The sequence below is a fragment of the Pseudarthrobacter sp. J1763 genome, assembly GCF_050490295.1.
Lineage (GTDB): Bacteria > Actinomycetota > Actinomycetes > Actinomycetales > Micrococcaceae > JBNPEO01.
Map to the genome: position 1 here is coordinate 331,821 of NZ_JBNPEN010000001.1, position 24,212 is coordinate 356,032.

Annotated in this window: 29 protein-coding genes, 1 other RNA gene and 1 riboswitch; of the genes, 17 read left to right on the plus strand and 13 right to left on the minus strand. The window is 57.4% G+C overall.

From position 1 onward, the window contains the following. Nucleotides 1-93 precede the first annotated feature (93 nt). From ACQQCD_RS01545 to ACQQCD_RS01615, 15 genes are all read left to right on the plus strand, one after another. The gene (locus ACQQCD_RS01545) at nt 94-1,317 is read left to right on the plus strand and encodes a CpaF family protein (protein WP_430266630.1); all 1,224 of its coding nucleotides are present in this window, start codon (nt 94-96) and stop codon (nt 1,315-1,317) included. Further along, on the plus strand, nt 1,317-2,171 hold the full coding sequence (locus tag ACQQCD_RS01550; RefSeq protein ID WP_430266631.1) for a type II secretion system F family protein: 855 nt from the start codon (nt 1,317-1,319) through the stop codon (nt 2,169-2,171). Before ACQQCD_RS01545 ends, ACQQCD_RS01550 begins: the two co-directional genes overlap by 1 nt. A gap of 62 nt (nt 2,172-2,233) precedes the next feature. Continuing rightward, complete coding sequence (locus tag ACQQCD_RS01555; RefSeq protein WP_430266729.1) at nt 2,234-3,109, plus strand: type II secretion system F family protein; 876 nt, start codon at nt 2,234-2,236, stop codon at nt 3,107-3,109. Between the two features lie 58 nt (nt 3,110-3,167). Further along, nucleotides 3,168-3,461 carry a hypothetical protein gene (locus ACQQCD_RS01560; RefSeq protein WP_430266632.1) on the plus strand — a complete coding sequence of 98 codons (294 nt, stop codon included), beginning with the start codon at nt 3,168-3,170 and terminating at the stop codon, nt 3,459-3,461. Next, on the plus strand, nt 3,445-3,864 hold the full coding sequence (locus ACQQCD_RS01565; RefSeq protein ID WP_430266633.1) for a TadE/TadG family type IV pilus assembly protein: 420 nt from the start codon (nt 3,445-3,447) through the stop codon (nt 3,862-3,864). The genes ACQQCD_RS01560 and ACQQCD_RS01565 overlap by 17 nt, the downstream gene beginning before the upstream one ends. Then, the gene (locus ACQQCD_RS01570) at nt 3,845-4,345 is read left to right on the plus strand and encodes a hypothetical protein (protein ID WP_430266634.1); all 501 of its coding nucleotides are present in this window, start codon (nt 3,845-3,847) and stop codon (nt 4,343-4,345) included. The genes ACQQCD_RS01565 and ACQQCD_RS01570 overlap by 20 nt, the downstream gene beginning before the upstream one ends. Then, nucleotides 4,345-4,833 (plus strand): pilus assembly protein TadG-related protein, encoded by a 489-nt coding sequence (locus tag ACQQCD_RS01575; RefSeq protein ID WP_430266635.1) that lies wholly within the window; start codon nt 4,345-4,347, stop codon nt 4,831-4,833. Before ACQQCD_RS01570 ends, ACQQCD_RS01575 begins: the two co-directional genes overlap by 1 nt. 38 nt (nt 4,834-4,871) lie before the next feature. Continuing rightward, on the plus strand, nt 4,872-5,987 hold the full coding sequence (gene prfB / locus ACQQCD_RS01580; RefSeq protein WP_430266636.1) for a peptide chain release factor 2: 1,116 nt from the start codon (nt 4,872-4,874) through the stop codon (nt 5,985-5,987). A gap of 168 nt (nt 5,988-6,155) precedes the next feature. Beyond that, on the plus strand, nt 6,156-6,977 hold the full coding sequence (gene ftsE, locus ACQQCD_RS01585) for a cell division ATP-binding protein FtsE (protein WP_430266637.1): 822 nt from the start codon (nt 6,156-6,158) through the stop codon (nt 6,975-6,977). Continuing rightward, the gene (gene ftsX / locus ACQQCD_RS01590) at nt 6,974-7,888 is read left to right on the plus strand and encodes a permease-like cell division protein FtsX (protein ID WP_430266638.1); all 915 of its coding nucleotides are present in this window, start codon (nt 6,974-6,976) and stop codon (nt 7,886-7,888) included. The genes ftsE and ftsX overlap by 4 nt, the downstream gene beginning before the upstream one ends. Before the next feature lie 98 nt (nt 7,889-7,986). After that, nucleotides 7,987-9,366: a peptidoglycan DD-metalloendopeptidase family protein gene (locus tag ACQQCD_RS01595; RefSeq protein WP_430266730.1), complete on the plus strand. Its 1,380-nt coding sequence runs from the start codon at nt 7,987-7,989 to the stop codon at nt 9,364-9,366. A gap of 51 nt (nt 9,367-9,417) precedes the next feature. Continuing rightward, complete coding sequence (gene smpB, locus ACQQCD_RS01600; protein WP_430266639.1) at nt 9,418-9,891, plus strand: SsrA-binding protein SmpB; 474 nt, start codon at nt 9,418-9,420, stop codon at nt 9,889-9,891. Nucleotides 9,892-10,038: 147 nt separating this feature from the next. After that, nucleotides 10,039-10,407: a transfer-messenger RNA gene (ssrA, locus tag ACQQCD_RS01605) on the plus strand. Between the two features lie 277 nt (nt 10,408-10,684). Beyond that, nucleotides 10,685-11,233 carry an AMIN-like domain-containing (lipo)protein gene (locus tag ACQQCD_RS01610; RefSeq protein ID WP_430266640.1) on the plus strand — a complete coding sequence of 183 codons (549 nt, stop codon included), beginning with the start codon at nt 10,685-10,687 and terminating at the stop codon, nt 11,231-11,233. A gap of 59 nt (nt 11,234-11,292) precedes the next feature. Continuing rightward, nucleotides 11,293-11,682: a YrdB family protein gene (locus tag ACQQCD_RS01615; protein ID WP_430266641.1), complete on the plus strand. Its 390-nt coding sequence runs from the start codon at nt 11,293-11,295 to the stop codon at nt 11,680-11,682. Here ACQQCD_RS01615 and ACQQCD_RS01620 read toward each other — a convergent pair. The 10 genes from ACQQCD_RS01620 to ACQQCD_RS01665 form a co-directional block, all read right to left on the minus strand. After that, a complete protein-coding gene (locus ACQQCD_RS01620; RefSeq protein ID WP_430266642.1) occupies nt 11,679-12,065 on the minus strand; it encodes a fluoride efflux transporter FluC in 387 nt (128 codons plus the stop codon). The genes ACQQCD_RS01615 and ACQQCD_RS01620 overlap by 4 nt on opposite strands. Next, complete coding sequence (locus tag ACQQCD_RS01625; protein ID WP_430266643.1) at nt 12,062-12,538, minus strand: fluoride efflux transporter FluC; 477 nt, start codon at nt 12,536-12,538, stop codon at nt 12,062-12,064. The genes ACQQCD_RS01620 and ACQQCD_RS01625 overlap by 4 nt, the downstream gene beginning before the upstream one ends. An 8-nt stretch (nt 12,539-12,546) precedes the next feature. Continuing rightward, on the minus strand, nt 12,547-13,299 hold the full coding sequence (locus tag ACQQCD_RS01630; RefSeq protein ID WP_430266644.1) for a metal-dependent transcriptional regulator: 753 nt from the start codon (nt 13,297-13,299) through the stop codon (nt 12,547-12,549). A 19-nt stretch (nt 13,300-13,318) separates the two neighbouring features. Beyond that, a complete protein-coding gene (locus ACQQCD_RS01635; RefSeq protein WP_430266645.1) occupies nt 13,319-14,587 on the minus strand; it encodes an Nramp family divalent metal transporter in 1,269 nt (422 codons plus the stop codon). A 130-nt stretch (nt 14,588-14,717) separates the two neighbouring features. Further along, nucleotides 14,718-15,473, minus strand: coding sequence for a class I SAM-dependent methyltransferase (locus ACQQCD_RS01640; RefSeq protein WP_430266646.1), 756 nt, complete (start codon nt 15,471-15,473; stop codon nt 14,718-14,720). 49 nt (nt 15,474-15,522) lie between these two features. Beyond that, entirely contained in the window at nt 15,523-16,923 is a 1,401-nt protein-coding gene (locus ACQQCD_RS01645) for an aminotransferase class V-fold PLP-dependent enzyme (RefSeq protein WP_430266647.1), read from the minus strand. Nucleotides 16,924-16,954: 31 nt separating this feature from the next. Beyond that, nucleotides 16,955-17,069: riboswitch (SAM riboswitch) on the minus strand. Nucleotides 17,070-17,183: 114 nt separating this feature from the next. After that, nucleotides 17,184-18,002 carry a histidinol-phosphatase gene (gene hisN, locus ACQQCD_RS01650; protein ID WP_430266648.1) on the minus strand — a complete coding sequence of 273 codons (819 nt, stop codon included), beginning with the start codon at nt 18,000-18,002 and terminating at the stop codon, nt 17,184-17,186. A 65-nt stretch (nt 18,003-18,067) separates the two neighbouring features. After that, nucleotides 18,068-19,183, minus strand: coding sequence for a ribosome small subunit-dependent GTPase A (gene rsgA / locus ACQQCD_RS01655; RefSeq protein WP_430266649.1), 1,116 nt, complete (start codon nt 19,181-19,183; stop codon nt 18,068-18,070). A 1-nt stretch (nt 19,184) separates the two neighbouring features. Beyond that, on the minus strand, nt 19,185-20,540 hold the full coding sequence (aroA, locus tag ACQQCD_RS01660) for a 3-phosphoshikimate 1-carboxyvinyltransferase (protein ID WP_430266650.1): 1,356 nt from the start codon (nt 20,538-20,540) through the stop codon (nt 19,185-19,187). 6 nt (nt 20,541-20,546) lie between these two features. Then, nucleotides 20,547-21,062, minus strand: a complete 516-nt coding sequence (locus tag ACQQCD_RS01665; protein ID WP_430266651.1) for a DoxX family protein — start codon at nt 21,060-21,062, stop codon at nt 20,547-20,549. Between the two features lie 170 nt (nt 21,063-21,232). Here ACQQCD_RS01665 and ACQQCD_RS01670 point away from each other — a divergent pair, with 170 nt between their 5' ends. Together ACQQCD_RS01670 and rsrA are read left to right on the plus strand one after the other, a co-directional pair. Then, on the plus strand, nt 21,233-22,027 hold the full coding sequence (locus ACQQCD_RS01670) for a sigma-70 family RNA polymerase sigma factor (RefSeq protein ID WP_430266731.1): 795 nt from the start codon (nt 21,233-21,235) through the stop codon (nt 22,025-22,027). After that, nucleotides 22,024-22,281 carry a mycothiol system anti-sigma-R factor gene (rsrA, locus tag ACQQCD_RS01675; RefSeq protein WP_430266652.1) on the plus strand — a complete coding sequence of 86 codons (258 nt, stop codon included), beginning with the start codon at nt 22,024-22,026 and terminating at the stop codon, nt 22,279-22,281. Before ACQQCD_RS01670 ends, rsrA begins: the two co-directional genes overlap by 4 nt. A gap of 78 nt (nt 22,282-22,359) precedes the next feature. Here rsrA and ACQQCD_RS01680 read toward each other — a convergent pair whose 3' ends face one another. The 3 genes from ACQQCD_RS01680 to ACQQCD_RS01690 form a co-directional block, all read right to left on the minus strand. Further along, nucleotides 22,360-22,434 (minus strand): 50S ribosomal protein bL37, encoded by a 75-nt coding sequence (locus tag ACQQCD_RS01680; RefSeq protein ID WP_369299106.1) that lies wholly within the window; start codon nt 22,432-22,434, stop codon nt 22,360-22,362. A 104-nt stretch (nt 22,435-22,538) separates the two neighbouring features. Continuing rightward, nucleotides 22,539-23,249, minus strand: a complete 711-nt coding sequence (locus ACQQCD_RS01685; protein WP_430266653.1) for a PadR family transcriptional regulator — start codon at nt 23,247-23,249, stop codon at nt 22,539-22,541. Further along, a complete protein-coding gene (locus ACQQCD_RS01690) occupies nt 23,246-24,130 on the minus strand; it encodes a DUF4097 family beta strand repeat-containing protein (protein WP_430266654.1) in 885 nt (294 codons plus the stop codon). The genes ACQQCD_RS01685 and ACQQCD_RS01690 overlap by 4 nt, the downstream gene beginning before the upstream one ends. Nucleotides 24,131-24,212: the final 82 nt, after the last annotated feature.

A 24,212-nucleotide genomic window follows, 5' to 3' on the forward strand; every position in this document is an offset into this window, starting at 1 on the left:
CGTATGACTTTTATTCAGCTCTGTGCTGGCTTACCGTGTTGGCTAATAGGGGACATGCCAGCAGGTCGACGGCGCAAGACGTACGGGGGAAACGTGGATGCAATAGCTATTGTCGAGGATGAGGTCCGTGAGCTGATTAGACGGCGTGGCCTAGATCCTCTGACGCAAGCGAGCGACGTTCGTCGTCTGGTTGAGGCGGCGGTTAGCGACTACGACGAACGCTCGATGCTGGGAGCGGTGCCACCATTGGGACACGCAGAGACCGTGCGCCGCCAAGTATTCGATGCTGTTGCCGGGTTTGGGGCCCTGCAACCGCTCTTGGACGATCCCAGCATTGAAGAAATTTGGCTCAACGCGCCTCATGAAATATTCGTGGCGCGTAACGGTGAGTCTGAACTGACTTCCATTTCGCTGACGGACCAGCAGGTCAAAGACCTCGTGGAACGGATGCTGAAGAGTTCCGGCAGACGACTGGACCTCTCCTCGCCCTTTGTGGATGCGGCATTGCCTGATGGTTCCCGTCTCCACGTCGTGATCCCCGATGTCACCCGCCGGCATTGGGCAGTAAATATTAGAAAGTTCGTGGTCAAAGCAACCCGGCTTGAACACCTTGTGGAATTCGGCACACTCACCCCGCAGGCCGCACGCTTCCTCGGAGCGGCCGTGAGTAGCGGCTTGAACGTACTGGTCTCGGGAGCTACTCAAGCGGGGAAGACCACCATGCTCAATTGCCTTGCCGCCAGCATTGGCTCGCGTGAACGTGTGGTCACTGTTGAAGAAATTTTTGAGCTCAAGCTTCCACTCCGCGATGTAGTGGGCCTCCAATGCCGGCAGGCAAACCTCGAAGGTGAAGGAGAGATTCCGCTACGCAGGCTAGTTAAAGAAGCTCTGCGTATGCGGCCCGACCGGCTGATCGTGGGAGAGGTTCGTGAAGCCGAGAGCCTAGACATGCTGATCGCCTTGAACAGTGGCCTGCCTGGGATGTGTACGGTCCACGCGAACTCCGCGCATGACGCTGTCACCAAGATCTGTACCCTGCCGCTGCTAGCCGGAGCCAACATATCCAGCCACTTTGTGGTGCCCACCGTAGCGTCCTGTGTTGACTTAGTAGTGCACTGCACGCGACTCGCTAACGGGCGCCGGCGAGTATCGGAAATACTCGCGTTGGGACGTCGAGTCGAAAACGGTGTGATTGAGTCCACCATGGTGTTCTCAATCAAAGATGGCGAACTAGCCCCAACCGGGACTGGGCTGCCTTCAGCAGACAAGCTTGCATTGGCAGGTTACGACGCAGCCTCGCTTTTGGAGGTTCGCTAATGTCGGCGGCTTGGGGGCTTCTTTTTGGTGCCGGGCTCTTCCTGATCTGGTGGTCATTTTGGGCTGTGCCCGCAAAGCCAAAACGTGACGCTAAACCATCACGGCTCGAATTGATGCTCCTGAGCGCCGGGATCGAACGGGTCAGCGCAACGGGCCTAATCGTCTCCTGCTTCGCAGTCGGGCTTGTGGTGCTTTTGGTTTTCTTTGTTTTCACACGCTCGTGGCAGATCGCTGCGTGCTTTGGCCTATTCGGCGGGTGGCTCCCGCTGGCTTTAGTGAGCTGGCGGGCCAAAAAGCGCACGGCCGTGCTACGCCAGCTATGGCCCGACGTCGTTGACCACCTCCGCTCCGCCATCCGGGCTGGTCTCTCACTTCCGGAAGCGCTGATGCAATTGGGCACCAAAGGTCCGGAGGAGTTGAGGCCCCTCTTCTTGGAGTTCGCTGCTGACTACCGTTCAGGTGGGCAGTTCGATCAGTCGCTCACGCTCCTGAAGGCTCGCATTGCTGACCCAGTGGCAGACCGGATCATTGAAGCTTTGCGTCTGACAAGGGAGGTCGGCGGTTCAGACCTGGGCCGGCTCTTGGGCACCCTCGCAGAATTCCTGCGTGATAGTGGCAGAACCCGGAGCGAGCTTGAAGCGCGCCAGTCGTGGACAGTAAACGCCGCCAGACTTGCTGTTGCGGCACCATGGATAGTTCTGCTGCTGATGGCTTCGCGGCGCGAGGCAGTGACAGCCTACAGCTCCACCCTCGGTTTGCTTGTCCTTGTTGGCGGCTTAGTGATCTCCGTGGTCTGCTATCGCGTGATGCTGCGGATTGGTGCCCTCCCAGAAGATGAGCGGGTGCTCCGGTGAGTGCGCTGAACGCGTCAGCGGTATTTTGTGGGGTTGTCCTGGGAGGTGGGCTCTGGCTGGTGATGGTCAGGCTGCCGTTTATGCGAGCCACTACGTTCACAGACCGCATTGCCCCGCAGCTGCGTTCAGCCAGTAACGAGTCTCGGTTACTCCGGACGGCGAAACAGAACATCACACCTTTCGGCGCCCTGGAACGGATTCTTGCTCCCGCGCTCCGGGACGCAGTCCACTGGATGGCACGGTTTAATACAGGCGCCTCGGCACTTAGCCGACGCCTAGCCCAAGCTGGCATCAAAAAGAGCGCAGTGGACTTCCGGGCAGAACAGCTGCTCTGGGCAGGAGCGGGATTTGTCGTGGGCGTAGTGGCCATTGTGAGTTCGGCCGCGGCAGGCCGATTCAATCCCTTAATAGCGGTTATAGCCGTGGTGGGAAGCGCCTTAGCCGGGTTTGTAGCGCGCGACTATGTCTTAGGGGTGACCATCCGACGCCGTGAAGCCAGGATGCTCTCAGAATTTCCTAGTCTGGCGGAACTAATGGCGCTCGCAGTCAGTGCGGGGGAGAGCGCCACCGGCGCCTTGGAGCGGATATGCCGTTCGGCCAAGGGCGAGTTGGCCTCGGAATTCGCGGAAATTTTGGCTCAAACTCGGGCGGGAAAACCACTTGTTGAGGCGCTCCAGGACTTTTCCAGACGCACTGACCTTGCGCCGCTTGTGCGGTTTGTCGACGGGATCGTTGTGGCCGTGGAGCGAGGGACCCCACTAGCCGAGGTTTTACGAGCTCAAGCGCAGGATGTGCGTGACATGTCCAAACGCGAGCTGATGGAATCTGCGGGCAAAAAAGAAATTGCCATGATGGTTCCGCTCGTTTTCGGGGTATTGCCGCTGACCGTCATTTTCGCAATATTCCCTGGTATTGCTGCCATCTCGCTCAATCCCTAACGGGCTAACCGGATTTCAAAAATCAGATTAAATCTCATCACTAGCAAGGAAAGAAACCATGAAAATCCAAACAATCACGCAAACTACCTTGACCATGTACCGGGCGTCAGCTCAACTGATCGCCCTCGCACTCACTGCACTACTCGGACTGAACGGATCGCTGGGTCAGTCCGTGCCCGGAGCAAATACAAGCCCGCTGGACCGGACTGAAAACAGCGAACGCGGCGATGTTCCCGGTTGGGTCATGATCACACTGATGTCTGCCGCTCTCGTGGCACTCTTGCTAGCGATCGCCGGCCCCGCATTGGAAGGGTTGTTCAATCAGGCAATGGATAGTGTCGGCAAGAAATAAGTTCCTCAAGGGGACTTTATCTACGGCCAGCCGGGATTCGGAGCGGGGCTCTGCCGTTGTGGACTTTGTCCTCGTTGGAGCGCTGCTCACCATGTTCTTTTTGGCGATTATTCAGCTCACGCTTGTTCTCCATATCCGGAACACTCTGATTGATGCTGCGGCTTCCGGTGCGCGGTACGGAACGCTCGCTGACCGAGGCCCCGCCGATGCGGTTCAACGCGCTAAGGACTTAACAACTTCGGCACTGAATGCGGACTTCGCTCAAGACGTTACGGTGTCAGAGACTGAATACCAGGGGGTAAGAACCATGGAAGTTAGGATTTCTGCCCCGCTGCCTGTCATTGGCCTCATTGGTCCTAGTGCGGCGCTGGAGGTGACAGGGCATGCAGCAGTGCAGCGCTAGCGTTGAACGCTTCAAACATCGGCTCCTACTCGCGCTGGGCCGCGATGCACACGGACGGGCCACCGCCGCGAACCAGGCTGGCAACGCCATTGTTGAGTTCACCTTTTTGTCCGTGCTGCTTATGGTTCCAGTGGTGTACTTCATCTTGACCGTGGCTCAACTTCAGGCCGCTTCATTTGCTGCGGTTGGCGCCACGGATCAAGCTGCCAAGGTTTACGTCGCCCAGGCCAACCCTGCAGATGGAAGAGTAGCCGCACAGCAAGCGGCAATGCTTGCGCTCGCGGACCACGGGTTCGGTCAAGAAGCAGGCAGTATGTCAATTACGTGCGCCCCGGGCAGTTGTTCAGATTCTGGTTCGATCGTGACCGTGAGTTTGGATCTGAGCGTTCCACTGCCATTGATGCCCTTTGATAACGGCAACCGTCTCAACGTCGGGAAGGTCTCGTCATCGGCGAGCCAAATCGTGGGACGTTTCCGGTGATGAGTCCCAAAATTCGAGAAGCTCTCACCCCGTCAACAAACACCAAGGACGGAGAGCGATCCAACGAAGGCGGCCAGCTGATGGTCATGATCATTGGGTACGTGCTCCTTTCACTACTTCTGGCAACCGTTGTTATGGCCATCTCGAATGTGTACATCGAGCACAAGAAACTGCTTTCGGTTGCTGACAGTGCTGCAGTAGCCGCAGCGGACAGCTATTCCCTTGGCCAAAATCAAGGCGGCTCTTCACCGGTGGCGGAATTGAACTCGCAACGCGTCTACAACTCGGCCCAAGATTTTCTGGTTAAGGACAACGCCACGGTCCGCTTTAACGCCCTTGCTCTTGACCCAAGGACCGGCAGCACCGACGGACGAACTGCGAACGTTGTCCTCACCGCCGTCGTACATCCACCAGTAGTGAACTTTCTCATCCCAGACGGGATCAGAATTGAAGCGAGCTCGACGGCGCGGTCTAGGCTGGTGCGATAAACACGCCACGCGCTGCTATAGCGTAGGCTGGATTGACCATGGCTGCCATAGATTTTCCCGCGGAAATCCGCGCATTACGAAGCACGTACACCTCCATCGAACAGGTCTCCAACGTCGAACAAATCCGTGAGGATATTGAAGACTTGTCCGATCAGGCTGGTGCCCCTGATCTTTGGGATGACCCTGCGGCAGCCCAAATCGTGACCTCAAAGCTCTCTCACCGCCAGAGCGAACTCGAACGTCTCACTACTCTGGCTGACCGAATCGATGACCTTGAAGTTTTGGTTGAACTGGGCCAAGACGAAGACGACTCAGATTCGATGGATGAGGCCGCTGCGGAACTGGAATCGATCCGTAAGTCGCTGGCTCAGCTAGAAATCGTGACGCTGCTGGCCGGCGAATACGATTCGCGCGAAGCCGTAGTAACTATTCGCTCCGGTGCCGGTGGCGTTGATGCAGCTGACTTTGCCGAGATGTTGATGCGTATGTACCTACGCTGGGCGGAGCGCCATGGCTATCCCACCACCGTGATGGACACTTCCTATGCCGAAGAGGCTGGGCTCAAGTCCGCCACCTTCGAGGTCAAAGCGCCTTATGCCTTTGGAACTTTGAGCGTTGAAGCAGGGACACATCGTTTGGTTCGGATCAGTCCTTTTGACAACCAGGGTCGCCGGCAGACGTCCTTCGCCGCGGTGGAGGTTATTCCTCTGATTGAGCAAACAGACTCGATCGAGATCCCGGACAATGAAATCCGTGTTGACGTGTTCCGCTCATCTGGCCCCGGCGGACAGTCCGTGAACACCACTGACTCAGCTGTCCGGTTGACACACATTCCCACCGGCACCGTGGTGTCCATGCAAAACGAGAAATCGCAATTGCAGAACCGTGCAGCAGCCATGCGGGTCCTTCAGTCGCGGCTTCTGCTACTCAAAAAAGAGCAGGAAGACGCTGAGAAGAAAGCCTTCGCTGGAGACATCAAGGCGTCCTGGGGGGACCAGATGCGTTCCTACGTTCTCAACCCGTACCAGATGGTCAAGGACTTACGGACTAACTTCGAAGTCGGTAACACCTCCGCGGTCTTGGACGGCGACATTGATGACTTTATTGACGCAGGCATTCGCTGGCGCGCGGATAATCGCAACGCGGCCGAGTAGTCACGGTTGATCACCGATTAGGCGACACACCGCGCTAAACGGGGGCCAAGGGTGGGTTCAATGCCTATAGTCGAAAGGCCGGAGCCTACTTCCCCCAAGCGAAAGCCCGAGCACCGGTAGCTGGACAGGGCAATTTTTTGCGCTCTCCTGCCGGGTTTACGAAGAGTCATGATTCGTTTCGAAAATGTCACCAAGGTCTATGACCAAAAGGCGCGTCCTGCACTGGATTCGGTGAGCCTAGAGATCGACCGAGGCGAATTTACCTTCCTCGTCGGGGCTTCCGGTTCAGGTAAGTCCACGTTCCTGCGCTTGGTCCTCAAAGAGGACCGTGCCACCTCCGGGTCCGTCTATGTCGCCGGGCAAAACGTGGACAACATCTCCAGCTGGCGTGTGCCCAAGCTGCGCCGTGGCATCGGTGTGGTGTTCCAGGATTTCCGCTTGTTGCCGCAAAAAAATGTCTTCGCCAATGTGGCCTTCGCTATGCAGGTCATTGGGAAGAGTCGAGCAGTTATCCGCGAGACAGTGCCTGAGGTGCTTAAGACGGTTGGTCTTGAGGGCAAAGAACGCCGTATGCCTCACGAACTTTCTGGTGGTGAGCAGCAGCGCGTGGCGATCGCCCGCGCCGTCGTCAATAAGCCGGGCATTCTGCTCGCTGACGAGCCCACTGGAAACCTTGACCCCACCACTTCGATGGGGATTATGGCTGTTTTGGACAAGATTAATCAGAACGGCACCACGGTTGTTATGGCCACGCACGACGACGATATTGTCAACGAAATGCGCCGGCGTGTGATCGAGCTAAAAAATGGTTTGGTTGTCCGTGACGAAGCGAAGGCTTTGTACACGTCGATGGTCCCGGTGGTCAGCGCTCGTGGGGAACGTCCGGATTCCGGTTCGCGCTCCACCGACCGGTCAACGGACCCAAGCCGTTCAAAAGGTTCAGACAGTTCAACGGGTTCGAACCGCACCGATGAGGAGGGCCAGAAGTGAGGCTCGCGTTTATCCTCGGTGAAATCGGCGGGGGCCTGCGGCGCAACCTATCCATGGTGGTTTCTGTCATTCTTGTGACCTTTGTGTCGCTAACATTTGTGGGCGCCGCGGGGATGTTGCAATTGCAGATCAACCAGATGAAAGGCTTCTGGTACGACAAGGTCCAGGTTGCCATTTTCCTGTGCAGTGACGGTTCGACGGCGACTGGTTGCGCGAGCGGGCCGGTGACTGCGGAGCAGAAAGATAATCTGCAAAAACTCTTGGAGTCTGACAACGTCAAGCAGTACGTCAACGACTTCCAGTTTGAGTCCCAGGATGAGGCTTTTAAGCACTTCAAGGAGCAGTTCTCCAATTCACCGATCGTTGACTCGGTCACTGCAGACCAGCTGCCTTCTTCGTTCCGGATCAACCTGAAAGACCCGCAGAAGTACCAGATCATCTCTGAGACGTTCTCTTCTCAGCCAGGCGTTGAGTCCGTGACGGACCAGCGTCAATTGCTAGAGAAGCTGTTTTCTGCGATGAATGCAGCGTCCCTGGTAGCGGTGACGATTGCCGGTGTGATGATCGTCTGCGCCATCTTGCTGATTGCCACCACCATTCGGCTTTCGGCCTATAGCCGTAGGCGCGAGACGGGAATTATGCGGTTGGTGGGTGCCTCCAAAACCGTGATCCAACTGCCGTTTGTTCTTGAAGGTGTTATTGCAGCAGTGATTGGCGCAGTGTTGGCCTCGGCTACGCTTTGGGCAGTAGCGCACTTCTTCCTTGGCGAAGTCCTTGCCAAGCAGTACCCCCAGACTGCGTTTATCTCGGCTGGCCAAACGTTGATTTTGGCTCCCGCGTTGATTGCCCTAGGTGTCCTCTTGGCTGGCGTTTCCTCGTTGTTGACGCTGCGACGTTATCTGAAGGTTTAGACATGATCTCCATAAAGGATTATTCGATGCGCGCATTCAAGGGCAGCGGCGCTGTTCGCAGCACTTCACGTAGGGCTGTTCGCCGGGCAAGCCAGGTGATGGGTTCTGCTCTAGTCCTTACGTTGACCCTCAGCCTTGGAGCTGTGCCAGCAGCGCATGCGGATAGTTTAGAAGATCAACAGAAGGCTCTTCAGGATCAGGCAGCAAGGGTTCAAGATTCTCTCGAGTTCGTTGATGCCAAGATTGCCAAGGCTGCCGGCGACTTGGTGGTGTACCAAGGACAGCTTCCCGGCGCCCAGCAGGCCCTCCTTGCAGCCCAAGGCCGCGTAGCCACCGCTACCTCCGAAGTTCAGGCCATGGCGGCTCGAGTAGATATGGCTCAGCAGAACAAAGCCAAAATCACCGAGCAGATGAACACGGACAAGCAGAAGCTGGCGTCAACCAAAAAGCTCATCGGTCAGATCGCATCGCAGGCTTATAAGTCCGGGGGAGTGCCCTCTGATCTGTCACTCTTTTTCGGAGCAGACGGCACTGGATCTTTGACTGACACCATGGATCTTGCTGATCAAGCGTTGCGAGCTCAAAACTCTGCCATGGACAAGTTGTCCCAGCAGAACGCCACCAACGTGAACTCACAAGCCCGTCTTGTTGCCGTTGAGGCTGAGATCAAAGACCTTAAAGCTAAGGCCGACGCTGCACTTGCTCGTGAGCAGGCAGCGCGTGATGATGCAGCGTCAAAAAAGGCCGCTGTGGACAAACTTGTTTCAGACACCACCGCGCTGAACAACCAACTTCAAGCTGCTAAACCTGGCATCCAGAAGAAACTTGCCAGTGTTCAAAGTGCGCAAAACGAAGTTGCAGCGCAGATCAAGGAACGCGATCGTAAGCTTCGCGAAGCTTGGGAAGCAGAACAGCGCCGCAAAGCTGCCGAGGCTGCCGCAGCCGCTGCGGCAGCACAAGCTGCTGCGGAGGCCGCAGCGGCAAAAGCCGGACAAGCAGCTCCGCCGGCCCCGCCGACCCCGCCGGCCTACACCCCAAGCCAGGGTTCGCCGTCGGCCTTTGGTCTCCGGCACCCGTTCAGTGGTGACATTCCCATCACCTCCGGGTTCGGTTGGCGCGCAACACCGCCTGGCACCATCGACTTCTATGGCACCGGTGGATACATGCACACCGGTATCGACTTCGGTGCGGCATGTGGCACCCCGGTGTACGCTGCAGCGGCTGGTGAGGTCACCGTGGGTGGCTGGACCAATTACGGTGGCGGCAACACGGTGATGATCTCGCACGGAGTTGTCCAAGGCAACTCCTTGACCACGGTTTACTACCACAACAGCAGTGTTGTGGTCTCTCCCGGGATGCGCGTCAGCCAAGGTCAGCTCATTGCCTATTCGGGCACCACAGGTAACTCCACTGGTTGCCATGCCCACTTCGAGACGTGGCTTAATGGCTCGCCGGCTGACCCCATGACCCTGCTCTAGGTTTTCTGCGCGTAAACTAGTGGGAATCAATTCGTTCTAAGGAGTTTTACCGTGCCCAGAGAGAGTGGCCGGAAGGTAGTGGCCACCAACCGCAAGGCCCGGCACGACTACCACGTTCTTGATACCTATGAGGCTGGTATTGCCCTCATGGGGACCGAGGTGAAGTCCTTGCGTGAAGGCCATGCCTCAATGGTTGATGGTTTTTGCACCTTCTACAACGATGAGTTGTGGATGGAAGGCATCCACATCCCGGAGTACAACCAAGGCAGCTGGACCAACCACGCAGCACGCCGGCGCCGGAAGCTGCTTTTGCATCGCGAAGAGCTCATCAAAATCAGCCACAAGATTCGTGAATCCGGTTTTACGATAGTGCCGCTTCAGCTGTACTTCGTAGATGGCCGGGCCAAGGTTGAGATTGGCATTGCCCGGGGTAAAAAGGACTATGACAAGCGCCAAACGCTGCGTGAGCAACAGGACAAGCGCGAGGCGTTGCGCGCCATGCGCGAAAAAAACCGCGGTAGCTAAGATTCCTGGCTGGAAGGCCAAGGGCAGTTTGTTTCCTCAAGGCCTGCGCCGTTCTGCCGGCTGAGGTGGCGGGGTGCCCTGTGCCGCGCTATACTGAAAAGTCCTGCTGGACACTTCGGTGCACGTCAGGTATTGGTAACAAAATACGGGGATGATCGGTTTCGACGGTGTTCGTCGCGCCAGGTGAAGCGGGCCGAGGATGCAGAATTATCTCGTAAACGCTGTCTGCAAACCAATAAGTGCCGAATCAAAGCGCACTGACTTCGCTCTCGCTGCCTAAGCAGTAAGACAGTCCGTCAGCCCGGGGATGCTATCGCTCCGGATACTGGCGTCATTAAGATAGCCACTGCTAGTTACTTTTGTCATTGGAGTAGCTGGGACTTTTAGATGACTGGGCCCGGATCGGCTACCTGTTTGCAGGATGGCCGGGGCCGAGAAAATCCGACGCAAACTGCGCCCGGAGAAGCCCTGGCAACACCACATCGGACGGGGGTTCAATTCCCCCCATCTCCACATTTTGAAAGCCCTCAGATCCTTTTGATCTGGGGGCTTTCTTTGTGTCCGCAGAGAAGATTACGGGTGGGACTACGCTTCGAAAGCGGGTGCACCATAGGCGAGCTAATTTGCAACATAAAAGATCCCCTTAGCGCTCTGACCTTGCATGATATTCGTGCCTTAGCATCACCGGTTTATAACACCCATAACGATTCTGGTGCATCCATTTTCCACCGGATCCTTGTTCTCAGAACGGGATTAGTCTGGCGCTATCTAATCGCTCAGTGAGGTGGAAATCATGAAAAAAGTATGGAGGTTCATCGCCGCAGCCGTCTTGCTCACGGGTGGTCTTGGCGTGGTCTCGGCTCCGGCAAACGGAGCAACGGTCAGCTGTAGCGTGGATTGGGGGTCGCTCACCAAAACGCAGCAGCATTCAACTACCGCTGCCCTAACGAATGTACGCACCGGCCACCATGACTGTTTTGACCGTCTGGTGATCGACATTTCCGGCAAGGGCGCTGGCTACTCCGTGAGCTACGTGTCAGCCGTGCACCAAGAAGGATCGGGACTAGTGGTTCCTTTGCGGGGTGGTGCCTTTTTGAACGTTGTGCTCAGAGCTCCGGCGTACACGTCAACGGGGGCTTCCTCGTACAACCCCATTAACCGCAAAGAACTCACCAGCGTCTTGGGCTACCAAACGTTCCGCCAAGTAGCATTTGCTGGTTCTTTCGAGGGGCAAACTACCTTGGGGCTGGGCGTGCGGGCCAGGCTTCCGTTTAGGGTCTTCACCTTGGATGGCCCTGGCGCAGGCAGCCGCGTGGTGATAGATGTAGCTCACCGCTGGTAGGCGCTTGGGTAGGATTCATATATCCGTGATTCTTACCCAAGCCAAGGGGGACACCAGACGTGGAGCAGCGCAGACGACGCCAACGAAACACTCTAGTTCTGCAGTTGAAGCCTCTAGACGTCTTCCATGCGGTGCTGTCTTTTGTCCTCGAAGTGGCCATGCTGGCCGCCTTCGGATTCTCAATGATTCGTTTGGTCCCAGGCCCGTGGGGAATTGTTCTTGGCCTGGTTGTCGCGGCGATTGTGGTCAGTGTCTGGGGAGGGTTCTTGGCACCTAAAGCACGACGACGGTTGAGCTGGCCTCTGCTGCCAGTCGCCACCTTGGGCCTCTTTTTAGTCGCGGCACTGTTGCTGCTTTTGGCTTCCCTACCGGTATTGGCGCTGGTGATGACCATTCTGGCTGTGGTGCATGTGGCTTTGGGTTTCTACTTGTACCGGCGGGCGCATTAGAGCAGCTCACCCAGCAGGATCCCCACTCCAGCAGCAGTGATGCCTACGAGCAAGTTGGCGCCGACATTCAGCACGGCACCCACAACGCGTTTTTCACTGATGAGACGCACAGTTGCAGTAGTCCATGAGCTAAACGTGGTCAGACCACCAGCCAAACCGGTGCTGATGACAAGCTGCCAGCCACTGCTTAGGTGCCCGGAATGAGCCCACCCAAACGCTAGGCCGATCAGTAACGAACCAACCGCATTGACCCAGAACGTTGCCCACGGCCAGTGCCGATGATGCGGGTGGTTGGACGCGAAGTAACCGTCCAGAGCAAACCGGACGAGCGTCCCAAGTGTGCCCGCGAAGCCGATCACGAGAGTCAGCAGCAAGGGATTCATGCCCGGCCCCTCGGAATTTGATCTTTGCTTGGGGCGCCCAGGGCTGGGTTGTCAGAATCTAGAGGGCTTGTGCCAGCGCCTATGCGTTGCCCTGTGATCCAACCTGCACCGGCCGCCGCTAACCCCAGGACGAGTGAAAGCCCCAAATAGCCCAAAAATAAGCCGATCCTCCCCGTGCTGGCAAAGGTATTCAGACTCAAGGCCACAGCGGAAAATGTTGTGAACGAGCCTAGGGTCCCGGGGCCGATGCCTGCACGAATCCACATGGCTGTTCCGGGGCGGGCTATCCACCACGTGCTCAAGACAGCCAGGACAAAGCTACCCCCAACGTTGATGGCCAGGGTGATCCAGGGGATTCCGGTGGTGTGCGGTTCTAAGAGACTCAGCCCGTAACGTATCTCGGTGCCTATGAAGCCACCTACGGCGACGGCGAGCCAAGTACGGCGAGAGTGCCCGCCTACTGCAGTCAGCACTTGGCCCTTCACGCTTTGGTGCTCTCAGCGGAGTGTCTGGCAGGACTGATTGCCTCCGAAAGCGTGCAGCCAGCATGTGCAGTGGTGCTGCTAACCCAGAGAGCGGCGCCTATACTATCGCTAAGATCAATTTCGCGGCGGTCCCTACCAGTGCCGATGCCAATCATGAGTGGCCCACCAAAGGGACGGCGACCAATTAGTTCAATTTTGGTGTCTACGGCGATGGATTCTTCGGCAAGGTAGCGCAGGAGATCAGGATTCTCGTCGCTGATGCGAGTGATTTGCCCCAGGTGGCCGGCATCGAGCGCGGACAGTTGGTGAGCAGGCGGGACAATGATGGTTCCGTCGGCGCTTGGGATGGGATCGCCGTGGGGGTCCCTGGCGGGGTTGCCGAGCTTTTCAGCCATCCGGTCAATAAAGGTGTCAGAGACAGCATGCTCCAGCTGCTCGGCCTCGTCATGAACTTGGTCCCAACTGTAACCAAGTTCCTGAACTAGGAACGTTTCAATCAAACGGTGCCGCCGAACCATAGCCAAGGCTAAGCGGAGGCCCTCTGGAGTCAGTGTTACGGCACTATAAGGCTGGTGATCAACTAGGCCTTGCTCCTTGAGTTTGCGCACCATCTCCGATACCGAGGAGTTGGCCACCCCTAGTCTGACAGCTAGTTGGGAGGAAGTGATGGGTTTTTCCTGCCACTCCGTGTAGCTGTAAATGACCTTCACGTAGTCCTCTATTGAGGATGAGGTAACAGGGGTCTTCACGAGTTCCAGCCTACCGGGTTTAGGAGCCAACCACGGTGAGCCACAACAGAACCCCGTTGAGCCCCACTACGAGTGCTGCGCTGGTCATGGCAGCAATGCGCAGCGGCCAACGGTCCACAAATTTGCCCATAATTTCAGCGTTTCCCGTCAACCGAATCAGTGGAATTAGAACAAAGGGAATCCCAAAACTGAGCACTACCTGGCTCAAAACGAGCGCCCAAGTGGGATCCACTCCAAGCGCCAGTAGGACGATCGCAGGCAATAGTGTTGCCACTCGGCGGGCCAAAAGCGGAATACGGATTTTTAGTAGCCCAGCCATAATTGTGGCGCCGGCGTAACAACCAACGGAGGTTGAAGCGAGTCCGGAAGCCAATAGACCTACGGCAAAAATGACTCCCACCACCGGGCCCAAGCTAGCTACGATCGCAGCGTGTGCACCCGGGATGCTATCAGTACCGTCTTGACCACCCAAGGTGGATGCTGCCAAGAGCAGCATGCCAATATTTACCACGCCAGCCAGCGCCAATGCGGCTAAAACGTCCACTCGAGTGGCTGTCAAAAGTCGTGCAACGGCGGCTGGGGGGACGTGGACGTGAGGGCTGGGGCGGTGCCGGTCTCGGGACAGCGCCGAATGTACGTAGATCGCATGTGGCATCACCGTTGCGCCCAACATGCTCGCGGCTAGCAGTACAGTGTCCGGGCCCGCGAAGCGCGGGATTAACCCGGCAACTACGCCACCGGCGTCGGGCGGGCTGAAGACTAACCCGGTCAAAAAACCTACTGTCACGATCGCCAGGAGGAAAACAATGATTAGTTCAAAGGAGCGCTGGCGGTTATTTCCCTGGGCGAGGAGCAGGATCATGGAGATGACCCCAACAATGCAGGCACCCAGCGGCAGTGGAATGCCGAACAATAGCCATAGGGCTAGCGCCCCACCAACAACTTCGGCGATATCGGTAGCGGCGGCAACGAGTTCCGCTTGGAGCCAGTAGGCGCGCCGAGCCGTTTGCGGAAGGCGTTCGCCGAGCAGTTCGGGTAGCGACTTCCCGGTCACAATTCCAAGTTTCGCTGATTGGTATTGGATCAGCATCGCCATCACATTTGCCGCGACGAGGACCCACACCAGTAGGTAGCCGTACTTTGCGCCAGCAGTGAGGTTAGCCGCCACATTCCCAGGATCTACATACGCGATGGCCGCAACGAATGCCGGGCCCAAAAGGCCCAGGAGGGCACGGCGAGAAACGCGATGCGTCTGTACCGAGATAGTGGTGGGGGATGGCTGACTCATGGTGAATGTTCCTTGTAGTCGCCATCGTCATCGAGGGCGAGCGCACACTAGTTCGATGTTCCTTAATAAAATATTTAGATTCACCGAAACTTTAGCTGGGCAGACATAAGAAGGCAATGCCCAGTGCCGCTCAGAGCTTGAGTGTTCGCCAAGCGTGGCAGCGGTACGGCAAGTGCACTGAATCTGTGGGCGAGTACCCCAAGTGCTCATATAGATACCAGTGAAGGTTGTGCAGCATTCGCTCACGAGACTTGTCATTGGCAGAGAGATAAAAACTGCGCGATTTCGCCAGCTCGATGATGCCCACGGGCGTCAGCGGATCCGCCCAATGAATGGTGAGAGATTCGAGGGCCGCGAATTCAGATCCGACGGCGGGCCGAAAGTCGGGTTTTAGAACATCACCAGCATGCATAATCCGTGAGAGGCGATGAACCCAGGGGATGGTGGTGTCCAGTTGATTCCACACCAGCCCTAACACCCCACCCGGAGTCAGAATCCGGGCAACCTCTTCGCTCGCAAGGTGCGGGTCAACCCAGTGCCACGCTTGGGCAACAGTGACTACTTGGAATGTCTGGGCGGACAGGCCAGTGGATTCTGCAGTGCCCAGATAGGACGACACCGTGGGCAGGACCAGCCTCAACTGCATCAGCATGTCATCGGAAGGATCCACGGCGCTGACTTCGAGTCCAAGCTCCACTAAGCGGGCAGTGAATTTACCCGTCCCGGCGCCCAAGTCTGCAGCCCGCCGTGCGCCCTCAGGCACAAGCCACTGAGCAATCTCAAGCGGGTACCCAGGGCGCACCTCGTTGTAGTGTTCGGCACCATCTTCGAAGGCCTTGCCGAGCTCACGGCGACGTTCGTGGTGGATTTTGGGACCGCCAATCACGCGTGGCTATCCTTCCAAGAAGTGGGGCGAGTTTTATACCGCTTCCACTTTAGACCGAGCAGGGTGCTGCACCGGCTGTTCCCGGAGTATTCGGCGCCCAATCGGGGTAGTTGCGGGAATCGTTGGCAGGAACCCAACGACCAGCGTCGATCACGTAGTCCCACCCCAAGCCACTACTGCGAAGTTCGGTCACAGCCTTGATAAGCCGTTCTGCGTCCTCAAGGCGGGATCCAACGCCGAAGCTGGCCCGCAATGATCCAGCTGGCAGCCCAAGCCGCTTCAACAAGGGGTGAGCGCAGAACTTACCGTCACGAATCCCAATTCCGTGCTCTGCAGATAAGTAAGCGGCCACCAGTCCGGCGTCGTAACCTTCTACCGAAAAGTTCACTACACCAATGGTGTCCAGATGATCCTGAGGGAAGATCTTGTGAACCTTCACCCCGCTAATGGAGCTCAAGCCCTCAACAAGGTGGTCACGGATGGCCGCTTCGTGACCGATCCACTGTGATTCGTCGAGACTGGCCAAAATTTGGGTGGCCCGGGCCAAGGTTGCTGCACCCAAAACGTTGGGCGAGCCAGCTTCATGGCGAGCCGGACCGGTAGTCCACGTCACCGAATCCAGCCGAGCTTCCTTGACGGCACCGCCACCGGCAAGAAGCGGGGTGCCTTCATCGAGCCAGTCGCTGCGTCCCACCAGCACTCCTGCGCCGAACGGTGCATACAGTTTGTGGCCGGAGAACGCGAGATAGTCAACGTCCAGTTCCGAAATATTGATTCGGCGGTGCGGAGCTAATTGAGCAGCATCCACAACAATCCGTGCACCATGCTGGTGAGCGAGTGTGGCTAGTCGCTGTAGCGGCAGAACTTCGCCGGTGACATTTGAGGCGCCCGTGACTGCCAGCAAGGAAATCCCGCCGTTAGCGAGTTCAGCATCCAGGGCCCGGACAGTCGCCTCAATCGTTGACTCCGCCACTACGCTGCGGTGTGGCAACCGTTGCCAAGGGAGCAGATTGGCGTGGTGCTCAATATCCAAGTAGAGAACTTCGCCGAGTGGACTGCCATGAACGCTTGGTAGGGAGCCGGCTAAGACGTTGAGTGAATCGGTGGTGTTCCGGGTGAAAATCACCGTGTCATCAGGACGGCCGCCCACAAAGTCACGCACAATGTTCCGAGCATTTTCGTACACCGAGGTGCTGATCTGCGAGGCATAGCCAGCGCCTCGGTGGACGCTGGCGTAATAGGGGAGGATCTCATTCAAGTAGGCGGAAACCACGCTCAGCGCCGGAGCGGAAGCTCCGTAGTCCAAGTTGGCGTAGCGGACACCACCACCTTGGATCAGTGGGGCAACAATTTCGGCACCGGTGACTGCAGCAAGCGGGCGAACTGCAGAAACAGCCTGCTGAGCAGAGTATTCGGCAGTGAAGGCGGGGGACAGGCGAGCAAGAGACATGTGTGACCTCATCGGAGAGGAACCCCTGAGGGGTTCGCGCTTGCCAGCAACGGTTCATTGCCAGCCAGGTCGTCACCCGGGGCACCCCACCGCGATAGGAGGGTTGCCGACCAGCAAACCGGGGTTTAGCGCTGGCACTCGTGACCTGCCAAAAACACTAAGGTACCCATCCCGGCGAGCTCAAGCCTCCGGGAAATGTTACGTGTTGTGTGAAGCGTGTTTCCACGCCCGCTTTGCCTGAGCCGCAGTTCTTCGAGGTGCTAGTTACTCAAGAGGTCGTCCAACTCGGGATTCAAACGGTGCAGAACCTCGGAGTGAAGAATCGAGTTGGTCGCCAAGGCGTTGCCGCCAAAGGGGCCATCAGCGCCATCGAGCGAGGTAAAACGCCCACCGGCCTCAGTAACAATCGGAACCAAAGCGGCCATGTCATAGAGGTTCAATTCCGGCTCGCAGGCAATGTCCACTGCACCTTCGGCGACCATGCAATAGGACCAAAAATCTCCGTAGGCCCGGGTGCGCCATACGTCTTCAGTCAACGCTAGGAACTCGTCGAGATTTCCGCGTTCCTTCCACCCACTCAGGCTCGAGTAAGACATCGAAGCGTCGGAGAGCTCTGTGACATTAGAAACCCGCAAACGAGTTGCGGAAGCCAAGGAACGGCCCATATAGGCGCCCATTCCCTGAGCTGCCCACCAGCGTTTGCCCAGTGCCGGTGCGCTCACCACCCCAACAACCGGCTCACCCTCGTCAACAAGGGCAATCAGCGTTGCCCACACGGGAACACCGCGAATGAAGTTCTTAGTACCGTCGATCGGGTCAATAATCCAGCGTCGTGCCCCATGACCTGAGCTGCCAAACTCTTCACCCAGCACAGCGTCGCGCGGGCGGGAACGGGAGAGTTGGCCGCGAATGGATTCTTCGGCAGCCTTGTCAGCGTCCGTCACGGGCGTCATGTCCGGCTTGGTCTCAACATTGAGGTCCTGCGCTTTGAAGCGGGCCATGGTCTGGGCGTCTACAGAGTCAGCAAGAACGTGGGCCAGGCGTAGGTCATCGTTGTAGCTTTGTGGCGCAAGAGTCATGTTTCCACGCTACCGGTAAATCCGCCCGAGGGTTGGGAGGTGGGAGCTCTGGAGCGAAGTAACGCCTAGTTGACGGTGCCCAATTCCTTGCCCTCGCGGGCTTCTTGGCGGGGGTCTGTACCCAATAGCCGGCGGAAGGACAGTAGGCGCTCAGCACCGGCCGCTCCGGCATGTCCCTCAGCAACCCACGGGTCAAGACCACAATTTACAGCCGAGGTGTTGTGTTTACAGCCACGTTCGCAAGAATCGGTACCCGGCTCGAGGTCAGGGAAAGCGCGGATGATCCGGTCAGGGTCAACCAAAGCCAAACCAAAGGAGCGGATGCCGGGGGTGTCGATAATCCAACTTCCCGCTGGCGAATCAGTAAGCCTGAGTGCCAGGGCCGAACTGGAAGTATGGCGGCCGCGACCAGTAACAGCATTTACCCCGCCGGTGGCTCGTTGGGAACCAGTTAAGGCATTAACCATGGTGGATTTTCCAACACCGGAGTGACCGATCATCACCGTGACTTTGGCGTCCAAAAAGCTGCGAAGCTGCTTCACAGCTGCCTCGTCGAGACTTGCTGAGAGTCCGTCGTCGGAGCGGGCATCGATACCGGAGGCGCCATTGTCCGCCGTCCGGCTAATCACAATCTCCAAATCCAGATTCGCGTAATTGGCCAAGAAAGGTGCTGGATCTTTGACGTCCGCCTTGGTGACCAAGAGCAACGGCGCAATTCCGGCATCATACGCTGCAACAAGTGCCCGGTCAACAAAACCGGTACGAGGTTCTGGGTTGGCTGCGGCCACCACAATGACCAGTTGGTCTGCGTTGGCTACCACAGCGCGTTCCACCGGGTCCGTGTCATCAGCGCTACGGCGCAACAGGGTGCGTCGCTCTTCGACTCGCACCAGACGGGCTAGTGTGTCCGGCGCTCCAGAGACATCACCCACTAGCGCAACGAAGTCTCCAGCAACCACGGGATTACGCCGCAGTTCACGGGCTCGGGCAGCTATAACTGTTCGTTCTGTGCTGGTGTCCTCATCAACGATCGCGGTGTAGCGGCCACGGTCAACAGTGATAATGCGCCCGATGACCGCTTCAAGATGATCCGGGCGGTCCTTAGTGCGTGGACGTGAACCTTTTTTGTTGGGCCGGACCCGAACATCGGATTCGTCCCAGGACTGCAGACTACGGGCCATGCTAGTCACCACCGTGCTGGGCGAGCATCGCATGCCACAACTGGGGGAAATCAGGCATGGTTTTAGACGTTGTGCCAATGTCTTGGACTTCAACGCCGGGTACCGCGAGGCCAAGGATGGCACCGGCGGTCGCCATTCGGTGGTCAGCGTAACTACGTACGACGTCGGCACGGAGCTTGGCGGGCCGAATTATCAGGCCATCGCTGGTTTCCTCGGCATCGCCACCTAAGCGATTAATTTCCGCCACAAGGGCGGCCAGCCGGTCGGTTTCGTGACCGCGCAAATGTGCGATTCCGGTCAATTGCGAGGGGCTGTTAGCCAAGGCGCACAATGCGGCAACTGTAGGAGCCAATTCGCTGGTTTCATCAAAGGTGGACCCCTTGATCTCGGGCCCGCCAGTTACGGTGAGTGTCCCGCCGTCGAGCGTTACGGTGGCGCCCATTTGGGCAAGAATGCTTCGCCACTGGTCACCCACTTGGGTGGTTTTTTCCGGCCAGTTGGGGATCCTGACGGTGCCATGCGTAGCCAGTGCAGCGGCCAGGAAGGGGCCAGCATTAGAAAGATCCTGCTCAATGCGCTGGTCGAAAGCGCTGATGGCTCCCGGTTCCACCACCCAGTGGTTAGGAACCGAGTTATCAACTGTCACACCCACTTGGCGAAGAACCTCCACCGTCATGTTGATGTGATCCAAGCTTGGGACCGTCTGGCCCACATGTTCGAGGTGAAGGCCCTCGGTAAAACGGGCACCTACCAACAACAACGCAGAGACAAACTGAGAAGAGGCGCTCGCATCGATCACAATGTGACCGCCCTTAACTTCACCCGTTCCGGAGACAGCGAATGGCAGAGAAGTTGCCACCTCGCCGTCGGGCGTTTGCGTTTGAATTCCCAAGGCGCCTAGCGCCGAGATGATGGTGTTCATGGGGCGCTTGCGCGCGTGCGGGTCGCCATCGAAGACCGTAACGCCGTTGCGAAGAGCGGCCACTGGCGGAACAAATCGCATCACCGTTCCGGCGAGGCCGCAATCAATGTTCGTACTCGCGGTAGGAAGGCCTGCAGGAATGGGCGTCACCAAGAGATCAGGACCAAAGGCTGAATCGCCGTCGATCTCTTGGATTACGGCCCCCAACTGCACTAATGCCGCGATCATTAGCGCCGAATCACGCGAGTGCAAAGGGGCGCGCAACCTGGAGGGGCCTTCAGCCAGCGCGGCTAAAACTAAATAGCGATTGGTTAAAGACTTCGAACCGGGAACGGTGACTGTGGCATTAACGGGGCGTTCGGCAAACGGTGCCGGCCACGCACTGGGAGCATTACTGGCGATGCCCCCAGCGGGTGCCTCGGTTCGAGCGGTCATTGGCGCTTAGGCTCCTACGAAGTTGTCGACTGCTTTACGGGTTGCTTTGTCTGCTTTGCGGAGCTGCTTGCTGCTTGCCTTTTTGGTGTCCGCGACCAGGTGCTCAGCACGCCAAGCAAGGCTAGGCTGCCCGGCCGTATCCACCGATGCGAGCAATACGCCGCCGGTCAAAGATACGTTTTTGAGCAACTGTTCGCGACGCGCGGCACGCCCTTCTTTGGTGCTGGCGTCCGCTGAGCGCCACTCTACGTAGCCGTTGAGGGCTGAGGTGAGGGAAAGAACCAATGCCGAAAAACGGGAGAACTTCCCGATTGCGAACAAAGCACCGGCACCGAGCTGTGCACCGCCAATCACTCGGGCAATGAGCTTCTCATCAGCTGGGAAAGGCAAAGCGTCGGAGGCACGTCGCAGCACGGGGGAGAGCTGCCGCGCAGTGTCGTCCACATTCTTGATCTTGTCCAGACCGGCGATCACAAAACTGGAGCCAAGCATGGGGCGGGCGAGAAAACGGACGATAGACATAGAGTTCCTCCTCGAAGGCAGCCCCACCACATTTGTAGTGCGAGCAAATAGTTCAAGTGCAGTCACAACGACTCTAGTTTTGCACTTTTGCGGAATAATTGCCCGGCCGCACTGGTTGTGATCAACAGTTCATTAAGAAGTTCGCGCCCTTCAGGAGGTAAATATTGGTATTGCTGAATGAACGTGTTCGTGAAGCACCGGTGAACATACGCCTTGACGGACGGCCAACAGTAGACTTGAGCTTGATGACTACTGTGGACCCGGCCGGTATGGCCATGGATGAAGATGCAGCCTCTGCTCTCGAACACGATTCCGCTGAACTGGATATCGCTACCGAGGGCGTTGAAGCGCGTCGAGCTCGCTTTGAACGTGACGCCATGCAATATGTTGACCAGCTATATTCGGCAGCTATGCGTATGGCTAGAAACCCCGCGGACGCCGAAGATTTGGTTCAAGAGGCGTACACCAAAGCGTTTTCTGCCTTCCACCAGTACAAGCCGGGCACCAACCTAAAGGCTTGGCTGTACCGGATTTTGACGAACACGTACATCAACTTGTACCGCAAGCGTCAACGTGAGCCGTTGCAGTCCAACTCGGACACCATCGAAGATTGGCAGCTGGCCCGCGCGGAGTCGCACACCTCCAGAGGTCTGCGCTCAGCGGAAGCTGAGGCTTTGGATCACTTGCCGGACTCGGACGTCAAGAGCGCACTCCAGTCCATTCCCGAGGAATTCCGCCTAGCGGTTTACTTCGCGGATGTTGAAGGGTTCGCGTACAAAGAAATTTCAGAAATCATGAACACCCCGATCGGCACGGTGATGTCCAGACTGCACCGTGGGCGACGAATGCTGCGAGAGATGCTGGCGGAATACGCCGCGGAACGTGGTTTCGGGACTCAAGATTCGTCGGCAGAACCATCGAGTTCAGCTGCGAACAACAGCACGCAACAGGAGAAAGAAAAATGAGCGATTGCCAGGGACTGGGCGACTGCGACGATACGCGCATGGAACGCATCTATGAATACCTCGATGGAGCGCTCCCCAAGAGTGCTGTCCAAGAGATCAAAGAGCACCTGGACAGCTGCCCAAATTGCTTGGAACAGCATGACTTGGAGTGCATGATCCGCACCATGGTCAAGCGTTCGTGCACGGAGGCGGCGCCAGAGAAGCTTAAGCAGGGCATTCTTGACCGCATCCATGCGGCTCGTGCAGCTAGCTAATAGAAAACCTAAAAGTAAGGGCCCCAGCCGTTTGGCTGGGGCCCTTACTTTTTAGAACCTTTACGCTAAGTCGTTGACTTAGGTGTTGGGGCGCTTGCCGTGGTTCGCGCCGCCACGCTTACGGTCACGACGCTTGCGTGCACGCTTGCTCATAGCTGGCCTCCTTATTCTTGTACTCAAAAGAGCTGCCCTCTAGTCTCCCACACACCATCCTCTGGGACGAAACGAGCAAGCGCTCGGCTCCATATTTCGTGCCGCTAATGCCGCAAAGAATTCCGCACCGCAATCGATGCTTGCTCCAACACTGTGCGAATGGTCTCCACCGTCACCTGAGAAATAGCTTGCTCACGCGAGGCCAAGCGGAGTTCAACACGCAGATCGTCTCGGAACTGCTGAAGGAGAACTTCGCTGTGCTTGAGCCGCTGAATTGATGCGCCACTGTTATTGGCGGGCGTGTTGCTCGCTGGCACGGTGCTAGCTGGGCTGATATTGGCTGGGCCCGGGCTGACCGGGTTCAGGGGTGCACCTGGGCCGGAGTGGTTCTCTGGTTGGCGGACGGAATTACGCCGTGCAGCCGACTTTGCAGCTTCTGCGGTTGCTGCGAGATCTGCACGCAGGGCTCGCATATTGGTGGTGATATCCGTACGGAGATCATCGGCCAGACGGCGCATAGAGGCAGCGATTCCTTCTTCGACACCCTCGATTTCGGCCCGGCGGTTTTGGATCTCAGTCAGGCCTGCTTCGGTGACCGAGTATCGCGTTCGGCGGCCCTCGGTTTCCGTGGCCACCAGGCCCTCTTCTTGGAGCTTTGATAAACGCGGGTAGATGGTTCCAGCGCTTGGTTTGTAGCTACCACCAAATCTTTCGCTAAGTTCCTTTATGAGTTCGTAGCCGTGTTTGGGGCCTTCTTCGAGCAAAACCAGCAAGTACAAGCGTAAAGCGCCGTGTGGGAAGACAGGAGGAGTCACTGCTGTCCTTCTAATGCTTCCCCTATTGATGGGAGTGTTTCCTGCGCATGGGTTTCTGCTTCTGCTCGGTGCAAAATCGTGAGGTGGCCAGAGACGGAATTCGTACGCATTGTGACCAACTGTAGGTCGGGCCCAGCGATGGTTCGTACTCGCCCAGAAGACGGCACGTACTTTTGGTGGTTGATAATAACTGTTCCCGAGGCTGTGTTGGCGCTGATGTCTACCCCAAGGTCATGCGGAAGCCGTATGGTGACGTCCCCGGAAACTGAGTTGGTGCCAACGTCCTGTGTGTATCCCAACAGATCAAGGCTCAGCTCGCCGCTGACGGTTGAAGCACGGACGTGGCTTAGCTCTCCGGAGGCTGTCACTTCGCCCGAGACGGACTTGGCGGAAAGAAGTCCATTGTGACGGCGGATGATCACTTCACCGCTGACGGTATTAACGTTCAGCTCCCCGGAGGTGGCATCGGCAACGACGGAACCGCTCACGGTGTTGAGTTTAGTGATTTTTGTGGTGCCTTGGACAAGGCCATCGCCGCTAACTGTGCCGGCCTCGACCGTGGTCTGTGCGGGTACTGAGATAGTGATGACAGCGCGGTTGTCATTGTTGTTGGTCACTGAGGTCATCAGGTTTTTGAACCACCCCGGCGCACCCTGAATTTGATGGCGGATTTCTAAGCGCCCGTCCTCAAAGGTGATTGCAAGTGGATCGCCAACCACCTCAGATACTTCGATGCGTGCGGGTTCCTGAAAGTCCTCACCTTCGTTAGCGGCTTGGGCTACAACGTCGAATCGGCCGGCAACGATGCCCAGCTTGAGCGAAGTAACACCACTGAGATCAATGATTTGGGGGCCGGTAACTGACCACACTTCTTGTGCCACAAAAACCTCCAAGACGAGATGCGATATATCGCGTTATGTAACTCACGATATATCGCGTCTTGAGACGCGTCAAGGGCTTGGC

Excerpts from the sequence above, each read along its gene's own strand:
- ACQQCD_RS01610 (WP_430266640.1), top strand. The coding sequence starts at position 10,685 with ATGAAAAAAGTATGGAGGTTCATCGCCGCAGCCGTCTTGCTCACGGGT.
- ACQQCD_RS01645 (WP_430266647.1), bottom strand. The coding sequence starts at position 16,923 with ATGTCTCTTGCTCGCCTGTCCCCCGCCTTCACTGCCGAATACTCTGCT.
- prfB (WP_430266636.1), top strand. The coding sequence starts at position 4,872 with ATGGCTGCCATAGATTTTCCCGCGGAAATCCGCGCATTACGAAGCACG.
- hisN (WP_430266648.1), bottom strand. The coding sequence starts at position 18,002 with ATGACTCTTGCGCCACAAAGCTACAACGATGACCTACGCCTGGCCCAC.
- ACQQCD_RS01570 (WP_430266634.1), top strand. The coding sequence starts at position 3,845 with ATGCAGCAGTGCAGCGCTAGCGTTGAACGCTTCAAACATCGGCTCCTA.
- aroA (WP_430266650.1), bottom strand. The coding sequence starts at position 20,540 with ATGACCGCTCGAACCGAGGCACCCGCTGGGGGCATCGCCAGTAATGCT.
- ACQQCD_RS01635 (WP_430266645.1), bottom strand. The coding sequence starts at position 14,587 with ATGAGTCAGCCATCCCCCACCACTATCTCGGTACAGACGCATCGCGTT.
- rsrA (WP_430266652.1), top strand. The coding sequence starts at position 22,024 with ATGAGCGATTGCCAGGGACTGGGCGACTGCGACGATACGCGCATGGAA.
- ACQQCD_RS01665 (WP_430266651.1), bottom strand. The coding sequence starts at position 21,062 with ATGTCTATCGTCCGTTTTCTCGCCCGCCCCATGCTTGGCTCCAGTTTT.
- ftsE (WP_430266637.1), top strand. The coding sequence starts at position 6,156 with ATGATTCGTTTCGAAAATGTCACCAAGGTCTATGACCAAAAGGCGCGT.
- ACQQCD_RS01550 (WP_430266631.1), top strand. The coding sequence starts at position 1,317 with ATGTCGGCGGCTTGGGGGCTTCTTTTTGGTGCCGGGCTCTTCCTGATC.
- ACQQCD_RS01560 (WP_430266632.1), top strand. The coding sequence starts at position 3,168 with ATGAAAATCCAAACAATCACGCAAACTACCTTGACCATGTACCGGGCG.
- ACQQCD_RS01555 (WP_430266729.1), top strand. The coding sequence starts at position 2,234 with ATGGTCAGGCTGCCGTTTATGCGAGCCACTACGTTCACAGACCGCATT.
- rsgA (WP_430266649.1), bottom strand. The coding sequence starts at position 19,183 with ATGGCCCGTAGTCTGCAGTCCTGGGACGAATCCGATGTTCGGGTCCGG.
- ACQQCD_RS01595 (WP_430266730.1), top strand. The coding sequence starts at position 7,987 with ATGGGTTCTGCTCTAGTCCTTACGTTGACCCTCAGCCTTGGAGCTGTG.
- ACQQCD_RS01575 (WP_430266635.1), top strand. The coding sequence starts at position 4,345 with ATGAGTCCCAAAATTCGAGAAGCTCTCACCCCGTCAACAAACACCAAG.
- ACQQCD_RS01620 (WP_430266642.1), bottom strand. The coding sequence starts at position 12,065 with ATGAATCCCTTGCTGCTGACTCTCGTGATCGGCTTCGCGGGCACACTT.